The following is a 23,775-nucleotide window of genomic DNA, read 5'->3' as shown; positions in this document are numbered from 1 at the left end:
AAGTAATACAAAAGGGGCATTTTACCCGGCAAGCCTCGGCGCGTCGCGGGTAAAATCCCTGCAAAATATGTCGTTTCACCGGGGCAAAACTTTCATAACATTCCCGTAATCACATAGAATGACCGGCATTGATTTTTCCACGAACCAGGAATGAAAAGCATGAGTAAGTCTGAAAACCTCTATAACGCAGCGCGTGAGCTTATCCCGGGCGGTGTGAACTCACCGGTACGCGCCTTTACCGGCGTGGGCGGTACGCCGCTGTTTATCGAGCGTGCTGACGGTGCTTATTTGTATGATGTCGACGGCAAAGCCTATATCGATTACGTCGGATCCTGGGGACCCATGGTGCTCGGTCACAACCACCCGGCGATTCGCAACGCGGTGATCGAAGCGGCCAGCCGCGGTCTGAGCTTTGGCGCACCTACCGAAATGGAAGTCAAAATGGCGCAACTGGTCACCGAACTGGTGCCGACCATGGATATGGTGCGCATGGTGAACTCCGGTACCGAAGCGACGATGAGTGCCATTCGTCTGGCGCGCGGGTTTACCGGCCGCGATAAAATTATCAAATTCGAAGGCTGCTACCACGGCCACGCCGACTGCCTGCTGGTGAAAGCCGGTTCCGGTGCGCTGACGCTCGGTCAGCCGAACTCACCGGGTGTACCGGCTGACTTCGCCAAACACACGCTGACCTGCACGTATAACGATCTCAGCTCGGTACGCGCGGCGTTTGAGCAATATCCGCAGGATATTGCCTGTATCATCGTCGAACCGGTCGCCGGAAACATGAACTGCGTGCCGCCGCTGCCGGAATTCCTGCCGGGCCTGCGCGCGTTGTGCGATGAGTTCGGTGCGCTGCTGATTATCGATGAAGTGATGACCGGTTTTCGCGTCGCGCTGGCGGGTGCACAGGATTATTACGGTGTGACACCGGATCTGACTTGCCTTGGCAAAATTATCGGTGGCGGCATGCCGGTCGGCGCATTTGGCGGGCGTCGCGAGGTGATGGACGCGCTGGCACCTACTGGCCCGGTCTACCAGGCGGGTACGCTCTCCGGCAACCCGATTGCCATGGCAGCAGGCTATGCCTGTTTAACCGAAGTCGCCCAGCCGGGCATTCACGCCACGCTGACCGAACTGACCACGCAACTGGCCAACGGTCTGCTGGACGCCGCGCAGGAAGCCGGCATTCCACTGGTAGTCAACCATGTCGGTGGGATGTTTGGTCTGTTCTTTACCGATGCCGAAAGCGTGACCCGCTATCAGGATGTGGTGAAGTGCGACGTCGAGCGTTTTAAACGCTTCTTCCATCTGATGCTGGAAGAAGGCGTATACCTTGCGCCGTCAGCGTTTGAAGCGGGCTTTATGTCTGTCGCGCACAGTGAAGAGGACATTGACAACACTATCGATGCCGCGCGTCGCGTGTTCGCCAAATTATAATCCGCAGGGCCTCTCCCCGGCGGGAGAGGCGCTCTTTTAGCGGCTCTGCTTTCTCAGCAAATAGATAAAGTATGGCGCGCCGATAAAGGTCGACAGCAACCCGGCGGGGATCTGAAACGGAAACAGCAGCATCCGCCCGCACCAGTCGGCAAACACCAGCAGTACTCCTCCCACCAGCGCTGAAATCACCATATGCGGCATCGTGCGACGAAAACCCATCATCCGCGCGATATGCGGTGCCATCAGACCAACAAAACTGAGCGGGCCAATGGTCATGGTCGCCGTTGCCGTGAGCGCTGCTGCCAGTAACAGCAGGCCGACGCGCGACGGTGTCAGCGCCATCCCGACTGAACGCGCGGTATCACCACCGAGCGGTAAGATCATTAACCAGCGGCGACACAGCGGTGTCAGCGCCAGCAAAATCACCATCATCACGCCAGTATGTAAAACCTGCTCGCCGGACGCGTGGTAAGTGCTACCGGAAATCCACGTCAGGATCGTCGCCATACGCGGATCGCCGCTTGCCTGCAGCATCATCAGCAGCATGGTAAACGCCGTGCTCAGCGCCATCCCTGCCAGCAGCATGCGGTGCGGCGAAAAGCCACCGCGCCCGGCGGCAACCATAATAATCAGCAAGGTGACTGCGGCTCCCACACTCCCGGCGGGCATCAGCCAGCCAAACGCGTTACCCGGTACGAAAAACAGCATCAATACCACGCCAAACGCCGCGCCTGAGCTTATCCCCAGCACTTCCGGGCTGGCCATCGGGTTGCCGGTCAGGCGCTGAATAATACACCCCGCCACCGCCAGCATCACGCCAGCGGTGAGCGCAGCGACAATGCGCGGCCAGCGCCAAGGCATCAGTTCGTCAAGCAACTGACCGCTGGCAAACTGCCAGCCTGTCGCGTCACGCCCGAACGTCAGCGCTAACCCCATCGCCAGCAACAGAAGCACGAAACCGCCCAGCGCAAACCACTGAACGTGCTGGCGCTCAACAGCCACGTTATCTCCGGCGTCCATTGCCGGGGCGCTCATACTGCGCAGGCGCGGCAGCAGCCACAGCAGCAGCGGCGCACCAATCAGCGCGGTGATCGAACCGGTGGAAACTTCCATCCACACGCGTGTCAGCCACCAGATAACTTGATCGGAGAGCCAGAGGATCAGCGCGCCAATCAGCGGTGCCAGCAGCAAGCGCGACAACAGGCGACGCGCGCCGAGCATTTTCGCCAGCAGCGGCGCAAACAGGCCGATAAAACCGATAATGCCGACCGCATTGACCAGCAACGCACTCAGCGCAATCGCCAGCATCAGCGCCGCCAGGCGCGCCAGCGACAGCGCCAGGCCAAGATTACGCGCAACGCCGTCATCCAGCCCCATCAGCGTTAGCGGGCGCAACAGCAGCAGCGTTAACACCGCACAACCAAGCAGCTGCGGCCACAAGCGCTGCACGATGCTCCAGTCGGTTTGCGTTAGCGTCCCGGTGCTCCATAAAAACATGCTTTGCAGTTGATCGTGATGGAACAGCGCCAGCAGTTGGTTAATCGCCCCGCAATAGAGGCTCACCACCAGACCGGCGAGGATCAGCGTTACCGGCGATAAACGTTTTCCCCAGGCTACGCCAAACACCAGCGCACCGACTGCACATGCCCCGGCCAGCGCGGCAAACTGTGAAGCCAGCACGCCAGGAATCGACCACAGCGTGGTAATGGTGATGCCCAGTTGCGCCCCGGTTGCCACACCAAGCGTTGTCGGTTCGGCAAGCGGGTTCCGCAGCACCTGCTGAAACAACACGCCGACCAGACCAAGCCCGGCGCCGACCAGCAGAGAAATCACCAAACGCGGCAACAGGCTGTAGTGAAACAGCATCTGATCGATAAGGTTAATGTCCGGCGCGACGAAGGCCTGCGCCCACTGCGCGCGCGGCAAAGCGACGGTTAAATTGTTCCAGCTAAGCACGGCAGCGGCGATAAATAGCACCGTCAGCAGCAACGCAGGGAAAGGCGAAACACGTCGGTTCATGCCCGGCCTCCCAGCGCATTATCCAGCACGCGGGTAAAATGCATCGCCGACAGCGTTGCGCCATAAAACCAGACCGCCGGCACCCGCTGGAAACGCCCGGAACGCACGAAGGGCATCGCCTGCCACAACGGCGTCGCCATCAGTTTTTGCATATCCTGCTCGTTACCGTGATCGAAACAGATGACATCAACGTCTTTGTATTCCGCCAGCCGGTCGATACCCACCGCCACGCTGCCCCAGAAAGAGGTTTCGCCGTGCCAGGCGTTACGAATGCCCATGCTATCGAGCACTTCCTGGAACAGGCAGTTCGGTCCGAACGCCAGCACATGGCGCGGATCGAGCAAAGTGATCATCAATAAAGGGCGATCGCCGCGACGCGCAAAATGCGGTTTTCGCGCTTCGATCAGGGCATCAAATTCGTCGAGATGTTTTTTCGCTGCCGCTTCCAGATTGAGGATTTGCGCCATCTCGTTTAACGAGTGCTTCGCCATGGCGAGCGGCTTTTTGCCATCGCTAAACGTGAAGCCGCGCCCCGGCGCGATTTGCGCCAGCTTCGCTTCTGAAGGGCCATAACCTGCCGACCATACTAACCAGGAGGGTTTCATTTGCGTCAGCAATTCGAGATTCGGCTCGGTACGCAGCCCAACGTCAATCACCGAAGCGGGCAGCGCAGGCTCGTTGACCCACAAGTTGTAACTCTGCACATCCGCAACGCCATAAGGCGCGATGCCGAGCGCCAGCAGCAATTCAACCGGCAACCACTCCAGCGCGACAATACGCGTCGGATCGATCGCCGCGGCGTGCGCGCTGCGCATGTTCCACAACAGGGGAGAGAGCGCCATCGCCGTCAGTAAGCGACGACGGCTAATGTGATGTAATCCAGCCATCAGTAGACAAAACTCACCGGTGCTGCCCCCGCAGGATGCGGCAGGATCCCCATCGGGATGCCGTAAATGTGTTCCAGCGTTTCGGCGCGCATTAATACGTCCGGCGTGCCTTCGGCGATCATCTCACCACCGCGCAGCGCCACCAGATAATCGCAATACCGCGCCGCCATATTGATATCGTGCAGTACGGCAATCACCGTCAGCCCGCGCTGCTGGCTCAAGCGGTGCACCAACGTCAGCACATCCACCTGATGGGCGATGTCCAGCGCCGAGGTAGGTTCATCCAGCAGCAGGCAGCGGCTGTCCTGCGCTACCAGCATGGCGATCCACGCGCGCTGGCGTTCGCCGCCGGAGAGGCTATCGACCAGGCGGTGCGCCAGCGGTTTTAAGCCCACCAGCGCAATCGCTTCTTCCACTTTTTCTCTGTCGGCAATGCCAAAGCGCCCCAACGCCCCGTGCCACGGGTAGCGGCCAATCGCCACCAGTTCACGAACCGTCATCCCTTCCGCCTGCGGCAACTGCTGCGGCAAGTAGGCCACTTTGCGGGCAAAGGCTTTGCTGCTCCAGCTAGCGAGCGGCTGCCCATCCAGCAAAATATCACCGCCCGAGGGCGGCTGGTGGCGGCCAAGCATTTTCAGCAATGTGGATTTTCCGGAGCCGTTGTGACCAATCAAGCCTGTAACTTTTCCTACCGGAAAGGTCAGCGACAGCGGGTGCAGCAGCGTGCGAGCGGGCACACGAAAAGTGACATCGCTGAGTTGAAAGGTGGTATCGGGAAGCGCGTTGTTTTCCTGCATGATTGCCAACTTATAAATGGGCACGGCGAACCGTGCCCGAAGAGAGATTAGAAGCGGAAGGTTGCCGTCGCCACCACCTGGCGTTCTGCGCCCCAGAAGCAGCCGTAGGTGTTAAAGCAGCTTGCGACGTATTCACGATCGAGCAGGTTGTTGACGTGAACCGCCACGTTGGAGCCAGCCATACCGAAGCGAGCCAGATCGTAACGAACCAGCGCATCGACAACCGTGTAGCTACCCACCTTGAAGGAGTTCGCCGGATCGCCATAGCTGGAACCCGTCAGGCGAGCGCCGGTACCTAATGTCAGGCCAGAGAGCGCGCCGTCATAGAAGGTGTAGTCGCCCCACAGCGATGCCATGTGTTTTGGCACCTGCGCCGGGGTGTTGCCTTTGTAATTGGTGTCGGTGGTGTATTCCGCCTGCGTATAGGTGTAAGAACCGACCATATTCAGGTTGGCTGACAGCGCCGCTTTGGCTTCGATTTCAACGCCGCGCGCGCGAATTTCACCGCCTTCAACCGACCAGAAAGAACCTGCTGGATCGGCCATCAGGTTGTTGCTCTTGGTGAGCTGATAGACCGCGCCGGTCAACACAATCGGACGATCTTTCGGGCTGTATTTCACACCGGCTTCGTATTGCTTGCCTTTCGACGGCGCGAAGATCGCACCGCTCGCCCCTGAAGTGGACGCCGGTTCGAACGATTCGCTGTAGCTGAAATACGGTGTTACACCGTTATCGAACAGGTAGTTAACGCCACCGCGCCAGGTGAACTGGTTATCGTCGCGTTTCGTTGTGGTGTCGGAGGTGCGGTTGTACGCGCTCTGTTTAGCCCAATCGTAACGTCCGCCCAGCGTCACCAGCACTTTATCCCACTGCGCCTGATCCTGCGCATAAAGCCCCGTTTGCTGCTGGCGGTTCAGGATCTGGTACGCACCGGAAGGCGTGGAATGGGCGTCGAAGTCGAAATCGCTGCGATCCAGATTATAAATATCCGACGGTGCAACAGAACCGGCATAGCCAAACCATGAATTGATGTCATTGCGCATACGCATGTAGTCGACACCGGTCAGCAGGATATGATCGATATCACCGGTGGAGAAGGTGCTTTGCAGTTGCGTATCAACAGAGAAGTTCTGCAATTTCTCGCTATCAATCACGTACTGGCGCGTCAGGTAGTGTCCCCATTCAGACTGGGCGATACCTGCACACGGGCTGGTTGATGGATTGCCGGAATAGAGCGGATCCGAGCACATGCCATAACCGTACACGCTGTTTTGCGAGGTTTTGTTTTGTGCGTAACGCAGATTCTGGCGCACGGTAAAGGTGTCGTCGAACGCGTGTTCGAAGCTGTAACCCACCATTTTCTCATTACGGGAATAGGTGTTGTTCTTCGCACCTTCGTTGAAATCGGTCGATAAACGCTTGCCGTTTGGCAGCGGCTCAACGGTTCCCTCTTTCGGCAACCAACCGTAATAACCGGTATCCGGCTCGTTCTGGAAATAGGACAAGAAAGTGAAGTTAGTCTTGTCATCAGGACGCCAGCTAAACGATGGCGCAATGGTGTAACGCTGTTCTTTTGCCCCTTCCTGTTGCGCGTTAGCAGAACGCGCCAGCCCGGTTAAGCGGTAGGAGAAAACACCGTCGTCATCAAGCGCGTCGCTAAAATCAAAGCCGGTCTGGAACAGGTTATTGGTGCCGGCTTTAAACTGTACTTCATACAGCGGCGTGGTGGTCGGGCGCTTGCTGACCATATTCAACAGGCCGCCCGGGCTGCTTTTTCCGTACAGCACGGAAGTGGGGCCGCGCAGAATTTCCGCACGCTCAACCATGTAAGGATCAATTACCGCGTCGTTATAGAAGTTGCCCTGCATCTTCAAACCGTCGAGGTAGTTGTTCTGGCTCTGTCCGTCGGCGGCAAAACCACGAATAATCAGGTAGTCATAGGTATTGGAGGCGCCACGCGTACCGACAGCGACACCCGGCGTATAACTGAGGGCTTCTTTCACGGATTTCGGCTGATGCAGCGCGATCTCCTCGCTGGTCACCACCGAGATGGATTGCGGCGTTTTCTCCAGCGGCATATCGGTTTTTGTTGCCGTCGCCGTGTGTTTCGCGGCGATGGTCGCCGCCGGTCCCCATGCGCTTTCCTGCGGAGCAGCGCTGGTGGTAACGGTGATGGTTTCTTCTTTTTGGGTTGTTGCAGCCTGTGCGTAAACAGACATGCCGCTAACCGCTGTGGCTACTACAACCGCGATTTTACGCAGCGTAGTGTTGACTGGCTGAGCAGTGTTAGGACGCGCCATTAGTTTATCTCTGATTCAAATGAGTGAATGATAACGTAAACGAGAATTATTATTATGACCGCAGCATAATATGCGAAGCGCTGTGCGCATAGCAAGCAGTAAGCCGCCTGAAACGGCCTGAAGGATGAAGAAATAACCAGACGAAAAGCAGGTGGTTAACAGGGGTTTAATACAACGTTATTTGCATGTTTCGGACATTAAAAAACCCCCGATGTTGCCATCGGAGGTTTCAGGTTTTGTCACGGCAGAAAGTTAGTTACCGCCGAACATCTCTTTGATCCAGCCGGCGACACCATCGCTTTTCTGCTCCTGCTGCGGCGGCTGTTGAGGCTGCTGCTGCGCCGGTTGCTGCGGCTGCTGGGACTGATCAAACGGGTTACCGGTTTGCGGCTGCACTTGGTTTTGCTGGCACAGCGTTTCCGGGCTGGTCGTCCAGACTGGAAGCTGGCGCACACCGCCACCGCCGCAAACGAAATTCCCCATGTCATCAACACCCATATTGGTGATGTCTTCCGGCGGCGTCAGATCCAGCGGGATCGGCGACTGGTTTTCCAGATAACGCTGGTAAATCGCCATCGCGCCGCTGGCACCATACAGCTTCGTCGGCTGGTTATTATCGCGGCCAACCCAGGTAATGGTCACTTCACGCCCGTCGATACCCGCAAACCAGGTATCGACGTTGTTGTTGGTAGTACCGGTTTTACCCGCCAGATGCAGGCCCGGATACTTCGCGCCAAGCTGACGACCAGTGCCGCGCTGGACAACCTGCTGCATCGTCCACAGCGTCATGTACGCCGCCTGCGCCGGTACGGCACGTTCGGCCTGCGGGAAGCTCTGATACAGCACCGTGCCATCTTCAGCAATCACCGAACGCAGCGCGGAAAGCGGTGCGCGGTTACCGCCGCTGGCGATGGTCTGGAAAGCCTGCGCCACTTCAATTGGCGTCAGGTTCAGCGCACCAAGCAGCATAGACGGCATGCCGGTCAGCTGATCTTTCGGCGCGCCGAGTTTCTGCCAGGTGTCCGTCACCGCAGGCAACCCAACCGCCATCCCGAGGTTCACCGTCGGTACGTTCATCGACCGGGTCAGCGCATCGACCAGCATCACCTGGCCACTAAAACGACGGTCATCGTTCTGCGGTGCCCACACCTGGCCGTTAGACAAGCGCAGTGAAATCGGCGCATCGGCAATCCAGGTATTCAGGCGATAGATGTTCGGCTGGCTCAGCGCTGTCAGATAGGTTGCTGGTTTCGCCAGCGAACCAATGGAGCGGCGCGCCTGCATCGCACGGTTATAACCTGCGAATTGCGGCGTCGCACCGCCGACCATCGCGCGCACTTCACCGGTGTAGCGGTCGACCACCACCATTGCCGTTTCAAGATCGGTCAGCTTGCGCTGTTTGATCAGCAGCGGAATACCTTCCACGGCGGCTTTTTCGGCGGCGTCCTGCGCCACGGAATCAAAAGTGGTGAAGATCTTCACGCCGGAGAGATCTTTCACTTTATCACCGAGCTTCGCTTGCAACTCCTGACGCACCATCTGCATAAACGCTGGCTGCGGTGAAATCACCCCGCCGCGCGGCTGCACGCCGAGCGGACGCGCGCTCAGCATGTCATACAGCTCCTGGTCGATAACGTTCTGCTGTTGCAGCAAGCGCAGCACCAGGTTACGACGCTCCAGCGCCAGTTTCGGGTTACGCCACGGGTTATAGATTGACGCACCTTTAACCATCCCCACCAGCAATGCCTGCTGATCAAGGCTCAGCTCTTCCACCGGGCGGCCAAAATAGTAGAGGCTCGCCAGCGGGAAACCGCGGATCTCGTTGTCGCCGCTCTGACCGAGGTACACCTCGTTCATATACAGCTCAAGAATACGATCTTTGCTGTAGCGGGCATCCATAATCAGCGCCATATAGGCTTCGTTGGCTTTACGCCAGTAGGAGCGCTCGCTGCTGAGGAACAGGTTTTTCACCAGTTGCTGCGTCAGCGTACTCGCCCCCTGCACGGTGCGTCCGGCGGTCAGGTTTGCCAGCACCGCACGACCAATGGAGTAAAAGCTGATGCCATCGTGCTCGTAAAAGTGACGGTCTTCGGTCGCTAGCAGCGTATCCACCAGCAGATCCGGGAAACCGTTACGCGGCACAAACAGGCGCTGCTCGCCATTAGGCGAAGAGAGCATGGTGATCAGGCGTGGATCGAGGCGGAAGAAACCGAACTGGCGGTTGCTGTCCATATTCTCGATGGTTTCCAGACGAGAGCCGTCAAAAGTCAGACGCGCACGCACCTGCCCTTCTTTACTGTCCGGGAAATCAAACGGACGGCGGATCATCTCAATGCTTTTCGCCTGCACAGTAAATTCGCCGGGACGCGTCATCTTCGTCACCTGGCGGTACTGCGTGGCTTCCAGCAGTTTCACCATCTCGTTTTTACTGATTGCCATATCCGGTTCGAGGTTGACCATACGGCCATACACCGCGGCAGGCAGTTGCCAGACTTTTCCGTCGATACGGGCACGGATTTTTTGATCCAGATAAACGCCATAAATGGCGCACAGCACGGCCAGAACGATGGCAATTTTTAACAGCAGCCAGAACCAGCCGCGTTTGCCGCGTGGCTTCTTGCCTTTGCCTCTTCCTTTTTTCGGCATCGGTTCCTCGTCTTCATCGTCATCTTCATACTCGTCGTACTCCTCTTCCCGAAGTCGACGACGGCTGATTTTCTCTTTCGCCGGACGCGCTGGTTTACCCTTGCGTCCAATTGGCTCGCGGTCATTCCCCGCCATGCTTTACTCTCCGCAACTTTCAGGCGCAAGGGCCTGATTCTCAACTCTTCCGCACCAGGGCAGAAGAAGAAATCTCTCAATTTATCGCACCGCTCGCTGGCAAGAAGCCCATCAAGGTTACGAATACTTTTTGGTGCGCCGCGTCGGTGCCGTATTAGCCGGATCGTCCGGCCAGACATGCTTCGGGTAGCGCCCTTTCATCTCTTTTTGCACTTCGCGATACGCGCCCGCCCAAAACGCGCTTAAATCACGGGTGATTTGCAGCGGACGTTGCGCAGGGGAAAGCAGCTCCAGCACCAGCGCCACGCGCCCTTGCGCGATGACAGGCGTTGTCGCTTCGCCAAACATCTCTTGCATGCGCACCGCCAGCGCTGGCGGGTTATCTTCGTGATAACGAATCGCTATCCGGCTTCCCGTCGGCACAGTGTAATGCGCAGGCAGCTCACTATCCAGACGTTGACGTAATGACCACGGCATCGCATTTTGTAACGCTTGAGTAACATCAAGCGCTTTCAGCTCACGCAGCGAACGGATGCCGCTCATTTGCGGCAATAACCACTGCTCAAGGTTTTCCAGCAACGAAGCCTCATCGACCGCTGGCCAGTCTACTTCCGGCAGCCACTTCGCCGCACAATGCAGACGCAAACGCAGTTGCTCGGCGTCCGGCGTCCAGTTCAGTACCCGTAAGCCCTTATCACGAATGCCGTTCAGCATCGCCTGATGCAACTCCTCTTCAGAGGGTTTCGCCAGCGGTTGTACTTTTAATGTCAATTGGCCTATCTGGCTGCGGCGAAAGGCTTTTAACGTGCCCTGCGCCTCGTCCCACTCAACCGTGTCGGACTGCTGCAATAAATGTGGGCAGCGGGTGACAAGCGCGTCGATATCCAGCGGCAGCGCCAGCAAAATCCGCGCATCCGGTGATGCGCTACCCTGCAACAGCAGAGGTGCTATCAGCCATTCGTGACGGTTGAGCGCATCATCGGCGTCCAGCGTTGCGCCCATGCCGTTCGCCAGTTGATAGCGACCTTCCTGTCCGCGCCGGCGGGCAATGCGATCGGCAAAGGCGCTTGCCAGCAACGGCGCAAGTACGGTGTTGTCCGGCTCGCCATCGCTGCTTTTCAGGCGGCGAGCCAGCTGTCGCGCGCGCTGCTGCCAGTTCGGCTGATTGCGTGAAAACGCCGCGCTCAAGTCACTGTTTGCGCCGCGTGGTGGCTCTTCCAGAATCGCCGCCAGCTTCGCCGCCGTGGCAATTTCATCACGACCGTTTGCCGCTGCCAGCATCGCAGCCAGTCGCGGCTCGTTACCGAGCGCCGCCATGCGCTGCCCAAACGGCGTCAGTCGCCCGTCCTCAAGCGCCTGCAACTGGCTGAGCAGCTTGCGCGCCGCCGCGAGATTTACCGCTGGCGGCAGATCCAGCCATTTGAGCTGGGCAGGATCCTGGCATCCCCACTGGATTAATTCCATTAACAGTCCGGATAAATCACTACTCACTATTTCAGGGCTGCTCTGCGCCGCCGCGCGTTCCGCCTGCTCTTTACTCAGTAAATGCACGCAAATGCCAGGCTCAAGACGACCGGCACGTCCGGCACGCTGCGTCATCGAAGCAACACTAATGCGCTGCGTCACCAACCGGGTTAAACCGCTGCGGGCATCAAACCGCGCGACGCGCTCCTGGGCGCTATCCACCACCAGGCGAATGCCTTCAATGGTCAAACTGGTTTCGGCGATATTGGTGGCAAGCACCACTTTTCGCTGCCCGACGGGCGCGGGCAAAATGGCTTTGCGCTGCTCACTGAGCGGCAGCGCACCATAGAGCGGGCAGAGGAGAACATCGCTGCCAACGCGGGAAGCCAGTTGCTCCTGCACACGCTGGATTTCCCCGACGCCCGGTAAAAACAGCAGCAGCGAACCGGGTTCATTACGCAGTAATTCAGCGGTCGCTTGGGCGACGGCTTCATCAAAACGAAGATGAGAAGGCAACGGTTGATAACGCTGCTCAACGGGGTACGCCCGCCCTTCAGACACAATGGTCGGGGCCTCTGGCAACAACGCCTGCAAACGGGCATTATCAAGCGTTGCCGACATCACCAGCAGTTTGAGGTCATCGCGCAGCCCTTGCTGCACGTCTAACAGCAATGCCAGGGCAAGATCCGCTTGCAGGCTGCGCTCATGAAATTCATCGAGGATCACCAGCCCAACGCCGCTGAGTTCCGGATCTTGCTGAACCAGCCGCGTTAAAATGCCTTCCGTCACGACTTCGAGCCGGGTATTTGGCCCCACGCAGGTTTCCGCACGCATCCGGTAACCCACGGTTTCGCCTGGCTTTTCATCCAGCAGCTCCGCCAGCCGCTGTGCCACATTGCGCGCCGCCAGCCGACGCGGCTCAAGCAGCAAAATACGACCAGTAATGTCGCCTTGTTGCAGCAGCTGCAACGGCAACCAGGTCGATTTCCCTGCGCCGGTGGGTGCGCTTAACAGCACCTGTGGCGCGGTGCGCAGGGCAGAAAGAATGTCGGGCAGAACGGCGGCGACTGGCAGTGAGGACACAAAAGCTCCGGAGGGTTAACATAAGCCGGCCAGCAGTATAACATCGCCGTAAACCTTTGACCTCGAGCCCGCCATGTCTGAACCAAAAAGGCTGTTTTTCGCCCTTGAACTCCCTGCAGATATTCAGACGCAGGTGGTGCAATGGCGCGCACAGCAGTTCCCGCCGGATGCGGGGCGGCCGATTGCAGCGGCGAATCTGCATCTGACGCTGGCGTTTCTCGGTGAAATCAGCGCGGAAAAACAGCGCGCACTGGAAGCGCTGGCCGGACGGATACGCCAGCCCGGTTTCACGCTCACACTGGATGATGCCGGGCAATGGCTGCGTTCGCGCGTCGTCTGGCTCGGTTCACGTCAGCCGCCGCGTGGGCTGCTGCAACTGGCGGATATGCTCCGCGCCCAGGCGTCCCGCAGCGGATGTTACCAAAGCCCGCAGCCGTTTCACCCGCACATTACGCTACTGCGCGACGCCAGCCACGCTGTCACGATCCCACCGCCGGGTTTTCGCTGGTCGTTTCCAGTGACGGCGTTCGCATTGTATGAGTCACAATTTATCCAGGGTCGAACCCGCTACACGCCGTTGCATCGCTGGACGCTTAAAAAATAAGGATTTTCCATGGATTTTTCCCCGCCGCTTAAATCCGCCACGCTGATTCAGCGTTATAAACGCTTTCTTGCGGATGTGATCACGCCTGAAGGGGAAACCCTCACGCTGCATTGCCCGAATACCGGTGCGATGACCGGTTGCGCGACGCCAGGCGATACGGTCTGGTATTCCACGTCGAATAATCCTAAGCGCAAATATGCCCATACGTGGGAATTATCCCAAACCCAACAGGGGGCATTTATTTGCGTCAATACTCAGCGGGCAAATATGCTGACAAAAGAAGCAATACTTGCTGACCAGGTGCCTGAACTCAGCGGATATAGCGCGCTGAAAAGCGAAGTAAAATATGGTGCGGAAGGTAGCAGAATTGATTTTCTGTTACAGGCGGATGACCGGCGCAACTGCTATATTGAAGTGAAATCGGTCACGCTCGCCGAGCAGCAGTCAGGCTACTTCCCGGATGCCGTCACCCTGCGTGGGCAGAAGCATTTACGGGAATTAATGAGCGTCGCGGCCAACGGCGATCGCGCGGTAATTCTGTTTGCCGTTCTGCACTCCGCCGTTGAACATTTTTCTCCGGCACGCCATATTGACGAGGAATACGCACGATTATTGAATGAGGCACAACACCGGGGGGTAGAAGTTATCGCTTATAAAGCGGAACTTTCTGCCGATAATATCACTCTTAAGTTGCCACTACCTTTTACGGTATAAAGGCAAGCTTTTGACGAGTAAGTGATTTGGTCGCGTGCGCAAATACGCTTTTCTTCACAGGGTTGTCAAGTGTTACGTTTAGATATTTGCCATCCGTAAAAGCATCTGCTATTTATAGCGGCCTGATTTTTCCCCCACACGGGGATCGATAGTGCGTGTTAAGGAGAAGCAACATGCAAGAAGGGCAAAACCGTAAAACATCGTCCCTGAGTATTCTCGCCATCGCTGGGGTGGAGCCGTATCAAGAGAAACCGGGCGAAGAGTATATGAACGAAGCCCAGCTGGCGCACTTCAAGCGTATTCTTGAAGCATGGCGTAATCAACTTAGGGATGAAGTCGATCGCACCGTCACGCACATGCAGGACGAAGCAGCTAACTTCCCCGATCCGGTCGACCGTGCCGCGCAGGAAGAAGAGTTCAGCCTCGAACTGCGTAACCGTGATCGCGAGCGCAAGTTGATTAAAAAGATCGAAAAGACGCTGAAAAAAGTGGAAGACGAAGATTTCGGCTTCTGCGAATCCTGTGGCGTTGAAATTGGTATCCGTCGTCTGGAAGCACGTCCGACTGCCGATCTGTGCATCGACTGCAAAACCCTGGCGGAAATCCGCGAAAAACAGATGGCGGGTTAATCCCCTGACGTCTTCAACGGCGCACCGCTAAGGCGTGGTGCGCCCTATACGGCGGGATCGATTCCCGCCTATATTTTGCCAGCGACATGCCTGAATCACACTATATTGGGCGCTTTGCGCCATCCCCGTCCGGTGAACTGCATTTTGGTTCGTTAATTGCGGCTCTCGGCAGCTATCTGCAAGCCCGCGCCAGCCAAGGCACCTGGCTTGTTCGCATCGAAGATATCGATCCCCCCAGAGAAGTTCCCGGCGCGGCAAACACCATTCTTCGCCAGCTTGAGCATTATGGTCTGCACTGGGACGGCGATGTGCTATGGCAATCCCGTCGCCATGACGCCTACCGCGAGGCGCTCGCCACCCTGCAACGCAAAGGGCTGAGCTATTTTTGTACCTGCACGCGCGCCCGTATCCAAAACATCGGTGGCACCTACGACGGGCATTGCCGGACATTACAAAATGGCCCGCAAAACGCCGCCGTACGGCTGGTACAGCAGCATCCGGTGCTGCACTTCGACGATAAATTACGCGGGCGCATCACCGCCGACGAAAAACTGGCGCGGGAAGATTTTATTATTCACCGCCGCGACGGGCTATTTGCCTACAATCTCGCGGTGGTGGTCGATGACCATTTTCAGGGCGTCACAGAAATTGTGCGCGGCGCGGATCTGATAGAACCCACGGTGCGGCAAATCTCCCTTTATAACCAGTTTGGCTGGCCGGTGCCGACATACATTCATTTGCCGCTGGCGCGCAATGAGCAGGGAAATAAGCTTTCCAAGCAAAACCACGCCCCCGCGTTGCCGGAAGGCGATCCGCGCCCGGTAATAATCAGGGCTTTACAATTTTTGAACCAGGATGTAACAAATGAGTGGCAGGATCTGCGCATCGACGCGCTGCTGCAAAAAGCGGTGGAAAACTGGACGCTTTGCCGTGTGCCAGATGCCGTGGATGCGAATACAGCATTCTCAAACGGCTCGCGCTGAGCTATGATTAGCCGCTATTTTTTTGTCCTGACGTTTGACACTACCGAGGTGTACTATTTTTACCCGAGTCGCTAATTTTTGCCGCAAGGTGCTAAGCCGCGAAGAGAGCATGGTCGTTGAGGCTATGGCCCAACCGCAGATGACGGTTATTCCGCGTGAGCAGCACGCTATTTCCCGCAAAGATATCAGTGAAAATGCGCTCAAGGTGCTCTATCGTCTGAATAAAGCGGGCTACGACGCTTACCTGGTAGGCGGCGGCGTGCGCGATTTATTGCTGGGCAAAAAACCAAAAGATTTTGATGTGACCACCAGCGCAACGCCGGATCAGGTGCGTAAACTATTCCGCAACTGCCGCCTGGTCGGCCGCCGTTTCCGCCTTGCACATGTGATGTTCGGGCCGGAAATTATCGAAGTCGCCACCTTCCGTGGTCATCACGACGAACAACAAACCGATCGCACCATCTCCCAGCGCGGGCAGAATGGCATGCTGCTGCGTGACAACATTTTCGGTTCCATCGAAGAAGATGCCCAACGCCGCGACTTCACCATCAACAGCCTTTATTACAGCGTTGCTGATTTCACCGTGCGTGATTACGTCGGCGGTATGCGTGACCTGGAAGAGGGTGTGATTCGCCTGATTGGTAACCCGGAAACCCGCTATCGCGAAGATCCGGTGCGCATGCTGCGCGCGGTGCGCTTTGCCGCCAAGCTCAATATGCGTATCAGCGAAGAGACCGCCGAGCCGATCCCGCGCCTGGCAACGCTGATTAACGATGTTCCTCCTGCGCGCCTGTTTGAGGAATCGCTGAAACTGCTGCAGGCCGGTTACGGTTACGAAACCTACCGTTTACTGCGTGAATATGGTCTGTTCCAGCCGCTGTTCCCCAGCATCACCCGCTACTTCACCGAAAAAGGCGACAGCCCGATGGAGCGGATTATTGACCAGGTGCTGAAGAATACCGACAACCGCATTCGCAACGACATGCGCGTCAACCCGGCGTTTTTGTTTGCTGCGATGTTCTGGTATCCGCTGCTGGAAAACGCCCAGCGCATTACCCAGGAAGGCGGTCTGGCCTATTATGACGCTTTCGCGCTGGCGATGAACGACGTGCTGGATGAAGCGTGCCGTTCACTGGCGATCCCAAAACGCATCACCACGCTGATCCGTGATATCTGGCAGTTGCAATTGCGGATGTCCCGTCGCCAGGGCAAGCGCTCATGGAAACTGATGGAACACCCGAAATTCCGCGCGGCCTATGATTTACTGGCGCTGCGCGCCGAAGCCGAAAATAACGGCGAGCTGCAACGTCTGGCGAAATGGTGGGGTGAATTCCAGGTTTCCGCACCGCCAGCCCAGAAAGACATGCTCAATGATTTAGGCGATGAACCGGCAGAACGCCGTCGCCACCGCCGCCCGCGCAAACGCGCGCCGCGCCGCGAAGGTAGCGCATGACCCTCGCGTATATCGCGCTCGGTAGCAACCTGGCGTCACCGCTCGACCAGGTTAACGCCGCGATGAAAGCCCTCGGAGAGATCCCACAAAGCCGCATCGTGGCGGTCTCTTCGTTATATCGCACTCCCCCGCTTGGCCCGCCGGATCAACCGGACTATCTCAACGCCGCCGTGGCGCTGGAAACCGACCTTACGCCAGAAACGCTGCTCGATCACACGCAACGCATTGAACTCCAGCAAGGCCGAGTACGTAAAGCAGAACGCTGGGGACCGCGCACGCTCGATCTCGATATCATGCTGTTTGGCAATCTTACCCTGAATACCGAACGTCTGACGGTGCCGCACTACGACATGAAAAACCGTGGCTTTATGTTGTGGCCACTGTTTGAAATTGCGCCCGATCTGCACTTCCCGGACGGCACATCGTTGCAGGAAATTCTTGCGAACCTGAACGCGCCCAAACCCGACGCCTGGTAATTTCCCGCTTTCGTCACGCCCCGCGCTCACCGCTTGCCTAAAATCATTGCCCACCTGATGGTTGCTGCTAGAATGCGCCAGAATCGCTTTCGACTATCAGGAAACGCTATGAAACCCACCACCATCTCCTGGCTGCACAAGTGCAAGCAGGAAAAAAGACGCTTCGCCACTATCACCGCATACGACTACAGCTTCGCGAAACTGTTTGCCGAAGAAGGGATTAACGTGATGCTGGTTGGTGATTCGTTAGGGATGACGGTACAAGGTCACGACTCCACCCTGCCGGTAACGGTTGCCGATATCGCTTATCACACCCAGGCGGTTCGCCGTGGCGCACCGGCCTGCCTGCTGCTCGCCGATCTGCCGTTTATGGCCTACGCTACGCCGGAGCAGGCGTTTGAAAACGCCGCCGTGGTCATGCGCGCAGGTGCCAATATGGTGAAAATAGAAGGTGGCTGCTGGCTGGCACCGACGGTGAAAATGCTGACCGAGCGCGCCGTGCCGGTGTGCGGCCACCTGGGTTTGACGCCGCAGTCTGTTAATATTTTCGGCGGTTATAAAGTTCAGGGGCGCGGCGACGCGGCACAAGGGCTGCTAGACGATGCGCTGGCGCTGGAAGCCGCTGGCGCGCAACTGCTGGTGCTGGAGTGTATTCCGGTCGAGCTGGCGCAGCGCATCACAGCGGCGTTAACCATTCCCGTAATTGGTATTGGCGCAGGCAATGTCACCGACGGACAGATTCTGGTGATGCATGACGCGTTCGGCATTACCGGCGGACATATCCCGAAATTCGCGAAAAATTTCCTCAGTGAAGCAGGCGACATGCGCGCAGCGGTCAGGCAGTATGTTGCTGACGTCGAATCCGGAGTCTATCCGGGTGAAGAACACAGTTTCCATTAAGGAGCTTAGTTGTGTTGATTATTGAAACCCTCCCGCTGCTGCGCCAGCACATCCGCAGACTGCGTCAGGAAGGCAAGCGTATTGCGCTGGTGCCAACGATGGGCAACCTGCACGATGGCCATATGAAGCTGGTCGACGAAGCGAAAGCCCGCGCCGATGTGGTGGTTGTGAGTATTTTCGTTAACCCAATGCAGTTCGACCGCCCGGATGATTTAGTGCGCTACCCGCGCACCTTGCAGGAAGATTGCGAAAAGCTGAACAAGCGCAAAGTCGATCTGGTTTTCGCCCCCGCACCGGCGGACATCTACCCGCAGGGCACCGACACCCAAACCTATGTTGATGTGCCGGGTATCTCCACCATGCTGGAAGGTGCAAGCCGTCCTGGCCATTTCCGCGGCGTGTCGACCATCGTCAGTAAACTGTTCAACCTGGTACAACCGGATATCGCCTGTTTTGGCGAGAAGGATTACCAGCAGTTGCAGTTGATCCGCAAAATGGTGGCCGACATGGGCTACGACATTGAGATTGTCGGCGTGCCGACCGTGCGCGCAAAAGATGGCCTCGCGCTGAGTTCGCGTAATGGCTATCTCACCGCCGAACAGCGTAAAATCGCCCCGGCGCTCAGCAAAGTGATGAATTCGATTGCCGATAAACTGCTGGCGGGCGAGCGCAATGAAGAAGAGCTGATTGCCATTGCCGGACAGGAGATCAACGACGCGGGTCTGCGCGCCGATGATATTCAGATCCGCGATGCAGATACGCTGCTGGCGCTGTCTGAGGACAGTAAACGCGCGGTGATTTTGATGGCGGCATGGCTTGGTCAGGCGCGGCTTATCGACAACAAAGTGGTTGAGTTAGCCCGCTAGACAGGGCGAAAAAATCGGGCAATACTCCACTCCTGGCTTGCCCTTACGCCCGCCAGGACGTGGCGCGAGCACACGAGGGATTCGCAGGGAGCCGCCCTCCATTTTCAGGTTAATTATCAGTAATGAAGGTTTAACTTATGATTCGCACGATGCTGCAAGGCAAGCTCCACCGCGTCAAAGTGACGCAGGCCGACCTGCACTACGAAGGTTCCTGCGCGATTGACCAGGATTTCCTTGAGGCGGCCGGTATTCTGGAATACGAAGCCATCGACATTTATAACGTGACCAACGGCAAACGCTTTTCCACCTACGCGATTGCCGGCGAGCGCGGCTCACGCATTATCTCTGTTAACGGCGCGGCCGCGCACTGCGCGGACGTCGGCGATATCCTGATTATCGCCAGCTACGTCACCGTGCCGGATGAAGTTGCCCGTAGCTGGCAGCCGAAAGTGGCCTATTTTGATGGCGACAACGAGATGAAACGCACCGCGAAAGCCGTGCCGGTTCAGGTTGCCTGATGCCCTACCCCTGCGGCTGATTACTGATCAGCCGCGACATAGTCTCCAGCGAATCCGTTCTCAGCACGTACAGCCTTTTCAGTAAAAACGGGTTATCTCCCGGTTTCACCTTGCCACGCACCGTGGTCACCGCCAGATGAAAACCGGCGTCATTCGCCGCTTTCACCGCTTTATCGTCATAGACGCCAAAAGGATAGGCCAGATAGAGCACATGCGGGTTGAACTGCGCCAGCGCGCGGCGTGAGCGTTTAAAATCGAACAGAATGTTGTGGTAGTTGCGGCTAAGCAAAATCGGGTGCATCGCTTCATCAACCCGGTGCAGGAAATGGGTATGTGACTGCACATCGAACACATCCTGAATCTGATTAAGCTCCGACACGCTCATAAACTGCAGGAATTTCGGATCCCACGGCTGCGGCTTGAGCTTAATACGTGACGAAATGATAAACGCCGTCGCTTTAAAACCATACTCGTGCAGGATCGGATAAGCGTAACGGCTGACCGATTTCAGCCCATCATCAAAGGTGATCACCACCGAACGCGCAGGCAAATTCATGCGGTTACGCACATAACCTTCCAACTGGTACATCGACAAGGTGGTGTAACCCTGATCGCGCAGCCAGGTCATCTGGTTGGTAAAAGCACGCACCGAGGTGGTGGTCGAGGTGTGTCGAAAGCGGGTATTTTCTTCATCGCGCAAGATGTGGTGATAAGTCAGCACCGGAATGCCGCTGTCTTCTTGTGCATCCAGGCTGCTGATCCACGCCAGCCGGTTGCCGATGCGGATCTGAAACCAGGTCTGGTTCAGGCGGTCTTTTAGCTTATCGATTATCGGGTAACGCAGGTTTTCCGCCAGCGTACCAACCTGTTTACTGGTGATATCCGGCGACGTATAGAGCGGCGTATCCTGCCAGGTGATCAGGTTTTGATTACTGAGCGGCTTATTCAGATCGCCCAGCGTATCTTCTACCCGCTCATTACCTGACACCGTGCCAAGATGGCCTCTGTCGATAAACCCGCTGCCGAAACCAAAGCGAAACGCGTAATAATCTTCCGCCCCCGGCACCACCGCCAGGATCTGTCCGGCGCGAATATTGCCGACGGTAACGACTCTGTCCCCCACCTGCGCCCAGATATTGGCATCTTCGGTGGTTTGCATATATCGCGCGGGAATGCGTTGTTCACTGACAATACTGGCAGATGCGTTCAAGGCAACCAGCAACAGTAAAAGGGTAATCAAACGAGACATGAGACGGACCGAATAGAAAAACTGCACCTATTGTAGCAACAGAACGGGAGAAACCAACGGCAATGAGCAGGCTAAAAAACAGCCTAATCCTGAGGATTGGCTCTCTTCCAGAGAAGAGAGCCGTTGCGGTCTGGCTTAGCTACGCAGCCCGCGTCCGCGGTTGATCAGATACCAGCACAGCAGGTAAAAGACGATGATAAACACCACTAAAACCCCCACGGTGGTAAACAGCGGCACATCGGAAATGCCGAGGAAACCAAAGCGGAAGCCGCTAATCATGTACACGATCGGGTTGAGGTGCGACAGCGCCTGCCAGAACGGCGGCAGCAGCGTCAGGGAGTAAAACACCCCGCCCAGATACGTCAGCGGCGTCAGCACAAAGGTCGGGATCAGGCTGATGTCATCAAAGGTTTTGGCAAATACCGCATTCAACAGCCCGGCCAGTGAAAACAACACCGCCGTCAGCAGCAGCGTCAGGCCAACAAACAGCCATGAATGTACCTGAAACGGCACGAAAAACAGCGAAACCGCCGTGACCAGGATGCCCACACACAGCCCGCGAGCCACGCCGCCGCCGACATATCCGGCGATAATGACATGCGTCGGCACCGGTGCCACCAGCAGCTCCTCGATATTGCGCTGGAACTTGGCGCTAAAGAATGACGACGCCACGTTGGCATACGCGTTGGTGATCACCGCCATCATGATTAAGCCCGGCACGATAAACTGCATGTAGGTAAAGCCGTGCATTTCACCGATACGCGAACCGATCAGGTTGCCGAAAATAATAAAGTAGAGCGTCATGGTGATCACCGGCGGCACCAGTGTTTGCACCCAAATGCGCATAAAACGCTGGATCTCTTTGTACCAGATACTCTTCAGCGCCACCCAGAACAGCTGCATCATGCGCTTTCTCCTTTTCTGTCATGAACCAGCGTGACAAACAGCTCTTCGAGACGGTTGGCTTTGTTACGCATACTCAATACCTGCACACCCTGCGCGCTAAGCTGGCTGAACACGCTGTTCACGCCCTGCTCACGCAGCACTTCCACCTCAAGCGTGGACGTATCCACCAGCCGGTATTGATACCCTTCCAGCTTCGGCAGCGGGCTTTTCGGCGCTAAATCGAGAATAAAAGTTTCCGATTTCAACTTCGACAGCAGCGCTTTCATCGAGGTGTTTTCAATCAGATCGCCACGCTGAATGATACCGATGTTGCGACACAGCATCTCGGCTTCTTCCAGGTAGTGCGTCGTCAGAATGATGGTGGTGCCTTTGTCATTGAGATCTTTCAAAAAGCCCCACATTGAGCGGCGCAATTCGATATCGACACCCGCGGTTGGCTCGTCGAGGATCAGCAGTTTTGGCTCGTGCATCAGCGCGCGGGCAATCATCAGACGGCGCTTCATACCACCGGAAAGCATCCGCGCACGTTCGTTGCGTTTTTCCCACAGATCAAGCTGAGTCAGGTACTTTTCGCTACGTACGAGGGCTTCTTTACGATCGACGCCGTAGTAACCTGCCTGGTTAACGACTATCTGTTGCACGGTTTCAAACGGGTTAAAGTTGAACTCCTGCGGCACCAGCCCCAGTTGGCGCTTCGCGTTCACCACGTCTTTTTCGAGGTCGTAACCAAAGACGCTAACGCGCCCGGAAGATTTATTTACCAGCGAACTGATAATGCCAATGGTGGTGGATTTGCCGGCACCATTTGGTCCGAGAAGCGCATAGAAATCGCCCGCTTCTACTTGTAAATCAATGCCGCGCAGCGCCTGAACGCCGCCCGGATAGGTTTTTTTAAGCTGCTCAAGCTCCAGTGCAATGGTCATGAATTATCACTTACCTGTTTTCTCACACTCGATGTGTGGTTTAAAAAGACGGAGAGTTCACCTATATTAGCGCAACGCACTTATCTGGTTACAGGTCGTTAACCTCCATGAAAGACATAGATACACTCATCAGCAACAATGCACTATGGTCAAAAATGCTGGTGGAAGAAGATCCTGGATTTTTCGAAACACTGGCGCAAGCACAGAAGCCGCGCTTTCTCTGGATTGGATGCTCCGACTCACGCGTACCCGCAGAACGTCTTACCGGGCTCGAACCGGGTGAACTGTTTGTACACCGTAATGTTGCAAACCTGGTTATCCATACCGATCTGAACTGCCTCTCCGTAGTGCAGTACGCGGTGGATGTGCTGGAAGTTGAGCACATTATCATCTGCGGTCACTACGGTTGCGGCGGCGTGCAAGCGGCGGTTGAAAACCCGGAACTGGGCCTCATCAACAACTGGCTGCTGCACATTCGCGATATCTGGTTTAAACATAGCTCGCTGCTGGGCGAAATGCCGCCGGAGCGTCGTCTCGACACGCTGTGCGAGCTGAACGTGATGGAACAGGTCTACAACCTGGGCCATTCAACCATCATGCAATCCGCGTGGAAACGTGGCCAGAAAGTGACCATTCACGGCTGGGCCTACGGCATTCACGATGGTCTGCTGCGCGATCTGGACGTCACCGCCACTAACCGCGAGTCGCTGGAACAGCGCTATCGCCAGGGCGTGTCAAACCTGAGTCAGAAGCACAGCAACCACAAATAACAATCGGGGCCAT

Annotated in this window: 20 protein-coding genes; 11 read left to right on the top strand and 9 right to left on the bottom strand. The window is 56.8% G+C overall.

All coding sequences use genetic code 11. The features are described 5' to 3' along the window. Positions 1-159 precede the first annotated feature (159 nt). Positions 160-1,440 (top strand): glutamate-1-semialdehyde 2,1-aminomutase, encoded by a 1,281-nt coding sequence (gene hemL, locus M8Q36_RS10045; protein WP_249880778.1) that lies wholly within the window; start codon positions 160-162, stop codon positions 1,438-1,440. Positions 1,441-1,476: 36 nt separating this feature from the next. Here the strand turns inward: hemL and fhuB are convergent, their stop codons facing one another. The 6 genes from fhuB to hrpB all read right to left on the bottom strand — a co-directional run bounded on the left by fhuB (position 1,477) and on the right by hrpB (position 12,771). Beyond that, positions 1,477-3,459, bottom strand: a complete 1,983-nt coding sequence (gene fhuB / locus M8Q36_RS10040) for a Fe(3+)-hydroxamate ABC transporter permease FhuB (RefSeq protein WP_249880777.1) — start codon at positions 3,457-3,459, stop codon at positions 1,477-1,479. Continuing rightward, on the bottom strand, positions 3,456-4,346 hold the full coding sequence (fhuD, locus tag M8Q36_RS10035) for a Fe(3+)-hydroxamate ABC transporter substrate-binding protein FhuD (protein WP_249880776.1): 891 nt from the start codon (positions 4,344-4,346) through the stop codon (positions 3,456-3,458). Before fhuD ends, fhuB begins: the two co-directional genes overlap by 4 nt. After that, positions 4,346-5,143, bottom strand: coding sequence for a Fe3+-hydroxamate ABC transporter ATP-binding protein FhuC (fhuC, locus tag M8Q36_RS10030; protein WP_249880775.1), 798 nt, complete (start codon positions 5,141-5,143; stop codon positions 4,346-4,348). Before fhuC ends, fhuD begins: the two co-directional genes overlap by 1 nt. Positions 5,144-5,190: 47 nt before the next feature. Next, complete coding sequence (fhuA, locus tag M8Q36_RS10025; protein ID WP_249880774.1) at positions 5,191-7,443, bottom strand: ferrichrome porin FhuA; 2,253 nt, start codon at positions 7,441-7,443, stop codon at positions 5,191-5,193. Between the two features lie 252 nt (positions 7,444-7,695). After that, positions 7,696-10,224, bottom strand: a complete 2,529-nt coding sequence (mrcB, locus tag M8Q36_RS10020; protein WP_017457976.1) for a bifunctional glycosyl transferase/transpeptidase — start codon at positions 10,222-10,224, stop codon at positions 7,696-7,698. Positions 10,225-10,341: 117 nt separating this feature from the next. Continuing rightward, on the bottom strand, positions 10,342-12,771 hold the full coding sequence (gene hrpB, locus M8Q36_RS10015; protein ID WP_249880773.1) for an ATP-dependent helicase HrpB: 2,430 nt from the start codon (positions 12,769-12,771) through the stop codon (positions 10,342-10,344). Positions 12,772-12,844: 73 nt separating this feature from the next. Here hrpB and thpR point away from each other — a divergent pair, with 73 nt between their 5' ends. The 9 genes from thpR to panD all read left to right on the top strand — a co-directional run bounded on the left by thpR (position 12,845) and on the right by panD (position 19,914). Beyond that, complete coding sequence (gene thpR / locus M8Q36_RS10010; protein WP_017457974.1) at positions 12,845-13,375, top strand: RNA 2',3'-cyclic phosphodiesterase; 531 nt, start codon at positions 12,845-12,847, stop codon at positions 13,373-13,375. 9 nt (positions 13,376-13,384) lie between these two features. After that, positions 13,385-14,089, top strand: coding sequence for a DNA/RNA nuclease SfsA (gene sfsA, locus M8Q36_RS10005; RefSeq protein WP_020456588.1), 705 nt, complete (start codon positions 13,385-13,387; stop codon positions 14,087-14,089). A 173-nt stretch (positions 14,090-14,262) separates the two neighbouring features. Further along, positions 14,263-14,718 carry an RNA polymerase-binding protein DksA gene (dksA, locus tag M8Q36_RS10000; RefSeq protein ID WP_007373199.1) on the top strand — a complete coding sequence of 152 codons (456 nt, stop codon included), beginning with the start codon at positions 14,263-14,265 and terminating at the stop codon, positions 14,716-14,718. 86 nt (positions 14,719-14,804) lie between these two features. Beyond that, complete coding sequence (gene gluQRS / locus M8Q36_RS09995; RefSeq protein ID WP_249880772.1) at positions 14,805-15,701, top strand: tRNA glutamyl-Q(34) synthetase GluQRS; 897 nt, start codon at positions 14,805-14,807, stop codon at positions 15,699-15,701. Between the two features lie 55 nt (positions 15,702-15,756). Continuing rightward, on the top strand, positions 15,757-17,154 hold the full coding sequence (gene pcnB / locus M8Q36_RS09990) for a polynucleotide adenylyltransferase PcnB (RefSeq protein ID WP_206052453.1): 1,398 nt from the start codon (positions 15,757-15,759) through the stop codon (positions 17,152-17,154). Further along, complete coding sequence (folK, locus tag M8Q36_RS09985) at positions 17,151-17,630, top strand: 2-amino-4-hydroxy-6-hydroxymethyldihydropteridine diphosphokinase (protein WP_249880771.1); 480 nt, start codon at positions 17,151-17,153, stop codon at positions 17,628-17,630. The genes pcnB and folK overlap by 4 nt, the downstream gene beginning before the upstream one ends. 108 nt (positions 17,631-17,738) lie before the next feature. Beyond that, positions 17,739-18,530 carry a 3-methyl-2-oxobutanoate hydroxymethyltransferase gene (gene panB, locus M8Q36_RS09980; protein WP_249880770.1) on the top strand — a complete coding sequence of 264 codons (792 nt, stop codon included), beginning with the start codon at positions 17,739-17,741 and terminating at the stop codon, positions 18,528-18,530. 11 nt (positions 18,531-18,541) lie between these two features. Beyond that, the gene (panC, locus tag M8Q36_RS09975; RefSeq protein WP_045511968.1) at positions 18,542-19,396 is read left to right on the top strand and encodes a pantoate--beta-alanine ligase; all 855 of its coding nucleotides are present in this window, start codon (positions 18,542-18,544) and stop codon (positions 19,394-19,396) included. A 137-nt stretch (positions 19,397-19,533) separates the two neighbouring features. After that, positions 19,534-19,914, top strand: a complete 381-nt coding sequence (gene panD / locus M8Q36_RS09970) for an aspartate 1-decarboxylase (protein ID WP_020456583.1) — start codon at positions 19,534-19,536, stop codon at positions 19,912-19,914. A gap of 4 nt (positions 19,915-19,918) precedes the next feature. Here the strand turns inward: panD and M8Q36_RS09965 are convergent, their stop codons facing one another. From M8Q36_RS09965 to M8Q36_RS09955, 3 genes are all read right to left on the bottom strand, one after another. After that, a complete protein-coding gene (locus tag M8Q36_RS09965; RefSeq protein ID WP_249880769.1) occupies positions 19,919-21,163 on the bottom strand; it encodes a polysaccharide deacetylase family protein in 1,245 nt (414 codons plus the stop codon). A gap of 135 nt (positions 21,164-21,298) precedes the next feature. Further along, positions 21,299-22,069 (bottom strand): ABC transporter permease, encoded by a 771-nt coding sequence (locus tag M8Q36_RS09960; RefSeq protein ID WP_017457966.1) that lies wholly within the window; start codon positions 22,067-22,069, stop codon positions 21,299-21,301. After that, positions 22,066-22,992, bottom strand: a complete 927-nt coding sequence (locus M8Q36_RS09955) for an ABC transporter ATP-binding protein (RefSeq protein ID WP_020456581.1) — start codon at positions 22,990-22,992, stop codon at positions 22,066-22,068. The genes M8Q36_RS09960 and M8Q36_RS09955 overlap by 4 nt, the downstream gene beginning before the upstream one ends. Positions 22,993-23,099: 107 nt before the next feature. Between M8Q36_RS09955 and can the strand changes: the two genes are divergently transcribed. Then, positions 23,100-23,762 carry a carbonate dehydratase gene (can, locus tag M8Q36_RS09950; protein ID WP_044489565.1) on the top strand — a complete coding sequence of 221 codons (663 nt, stop codon included), beginning with the start codon at positions 23,100-23,102 and terminating at the stop codon, positions 23,760-23,762. Positions 23,763-23,775: the final 13 nt, after the last annotated feature.

The sequence above is a fragment of the Kosakonia sp. R1.Fl genome (assembly GCF_023516815.1).
In the GTDB taxonomy this organism is placed as follows: domain Bacteria; phylum Pseudomonadota; class Gammaproteobacteria; order Enterobacterales; family Enterobacteriaceae; genus Kosakonia.
Note: the sequence above shows the minus strand (reverse complement) of the source record. Positions and strands in the feature narration are given on the sequence as shown.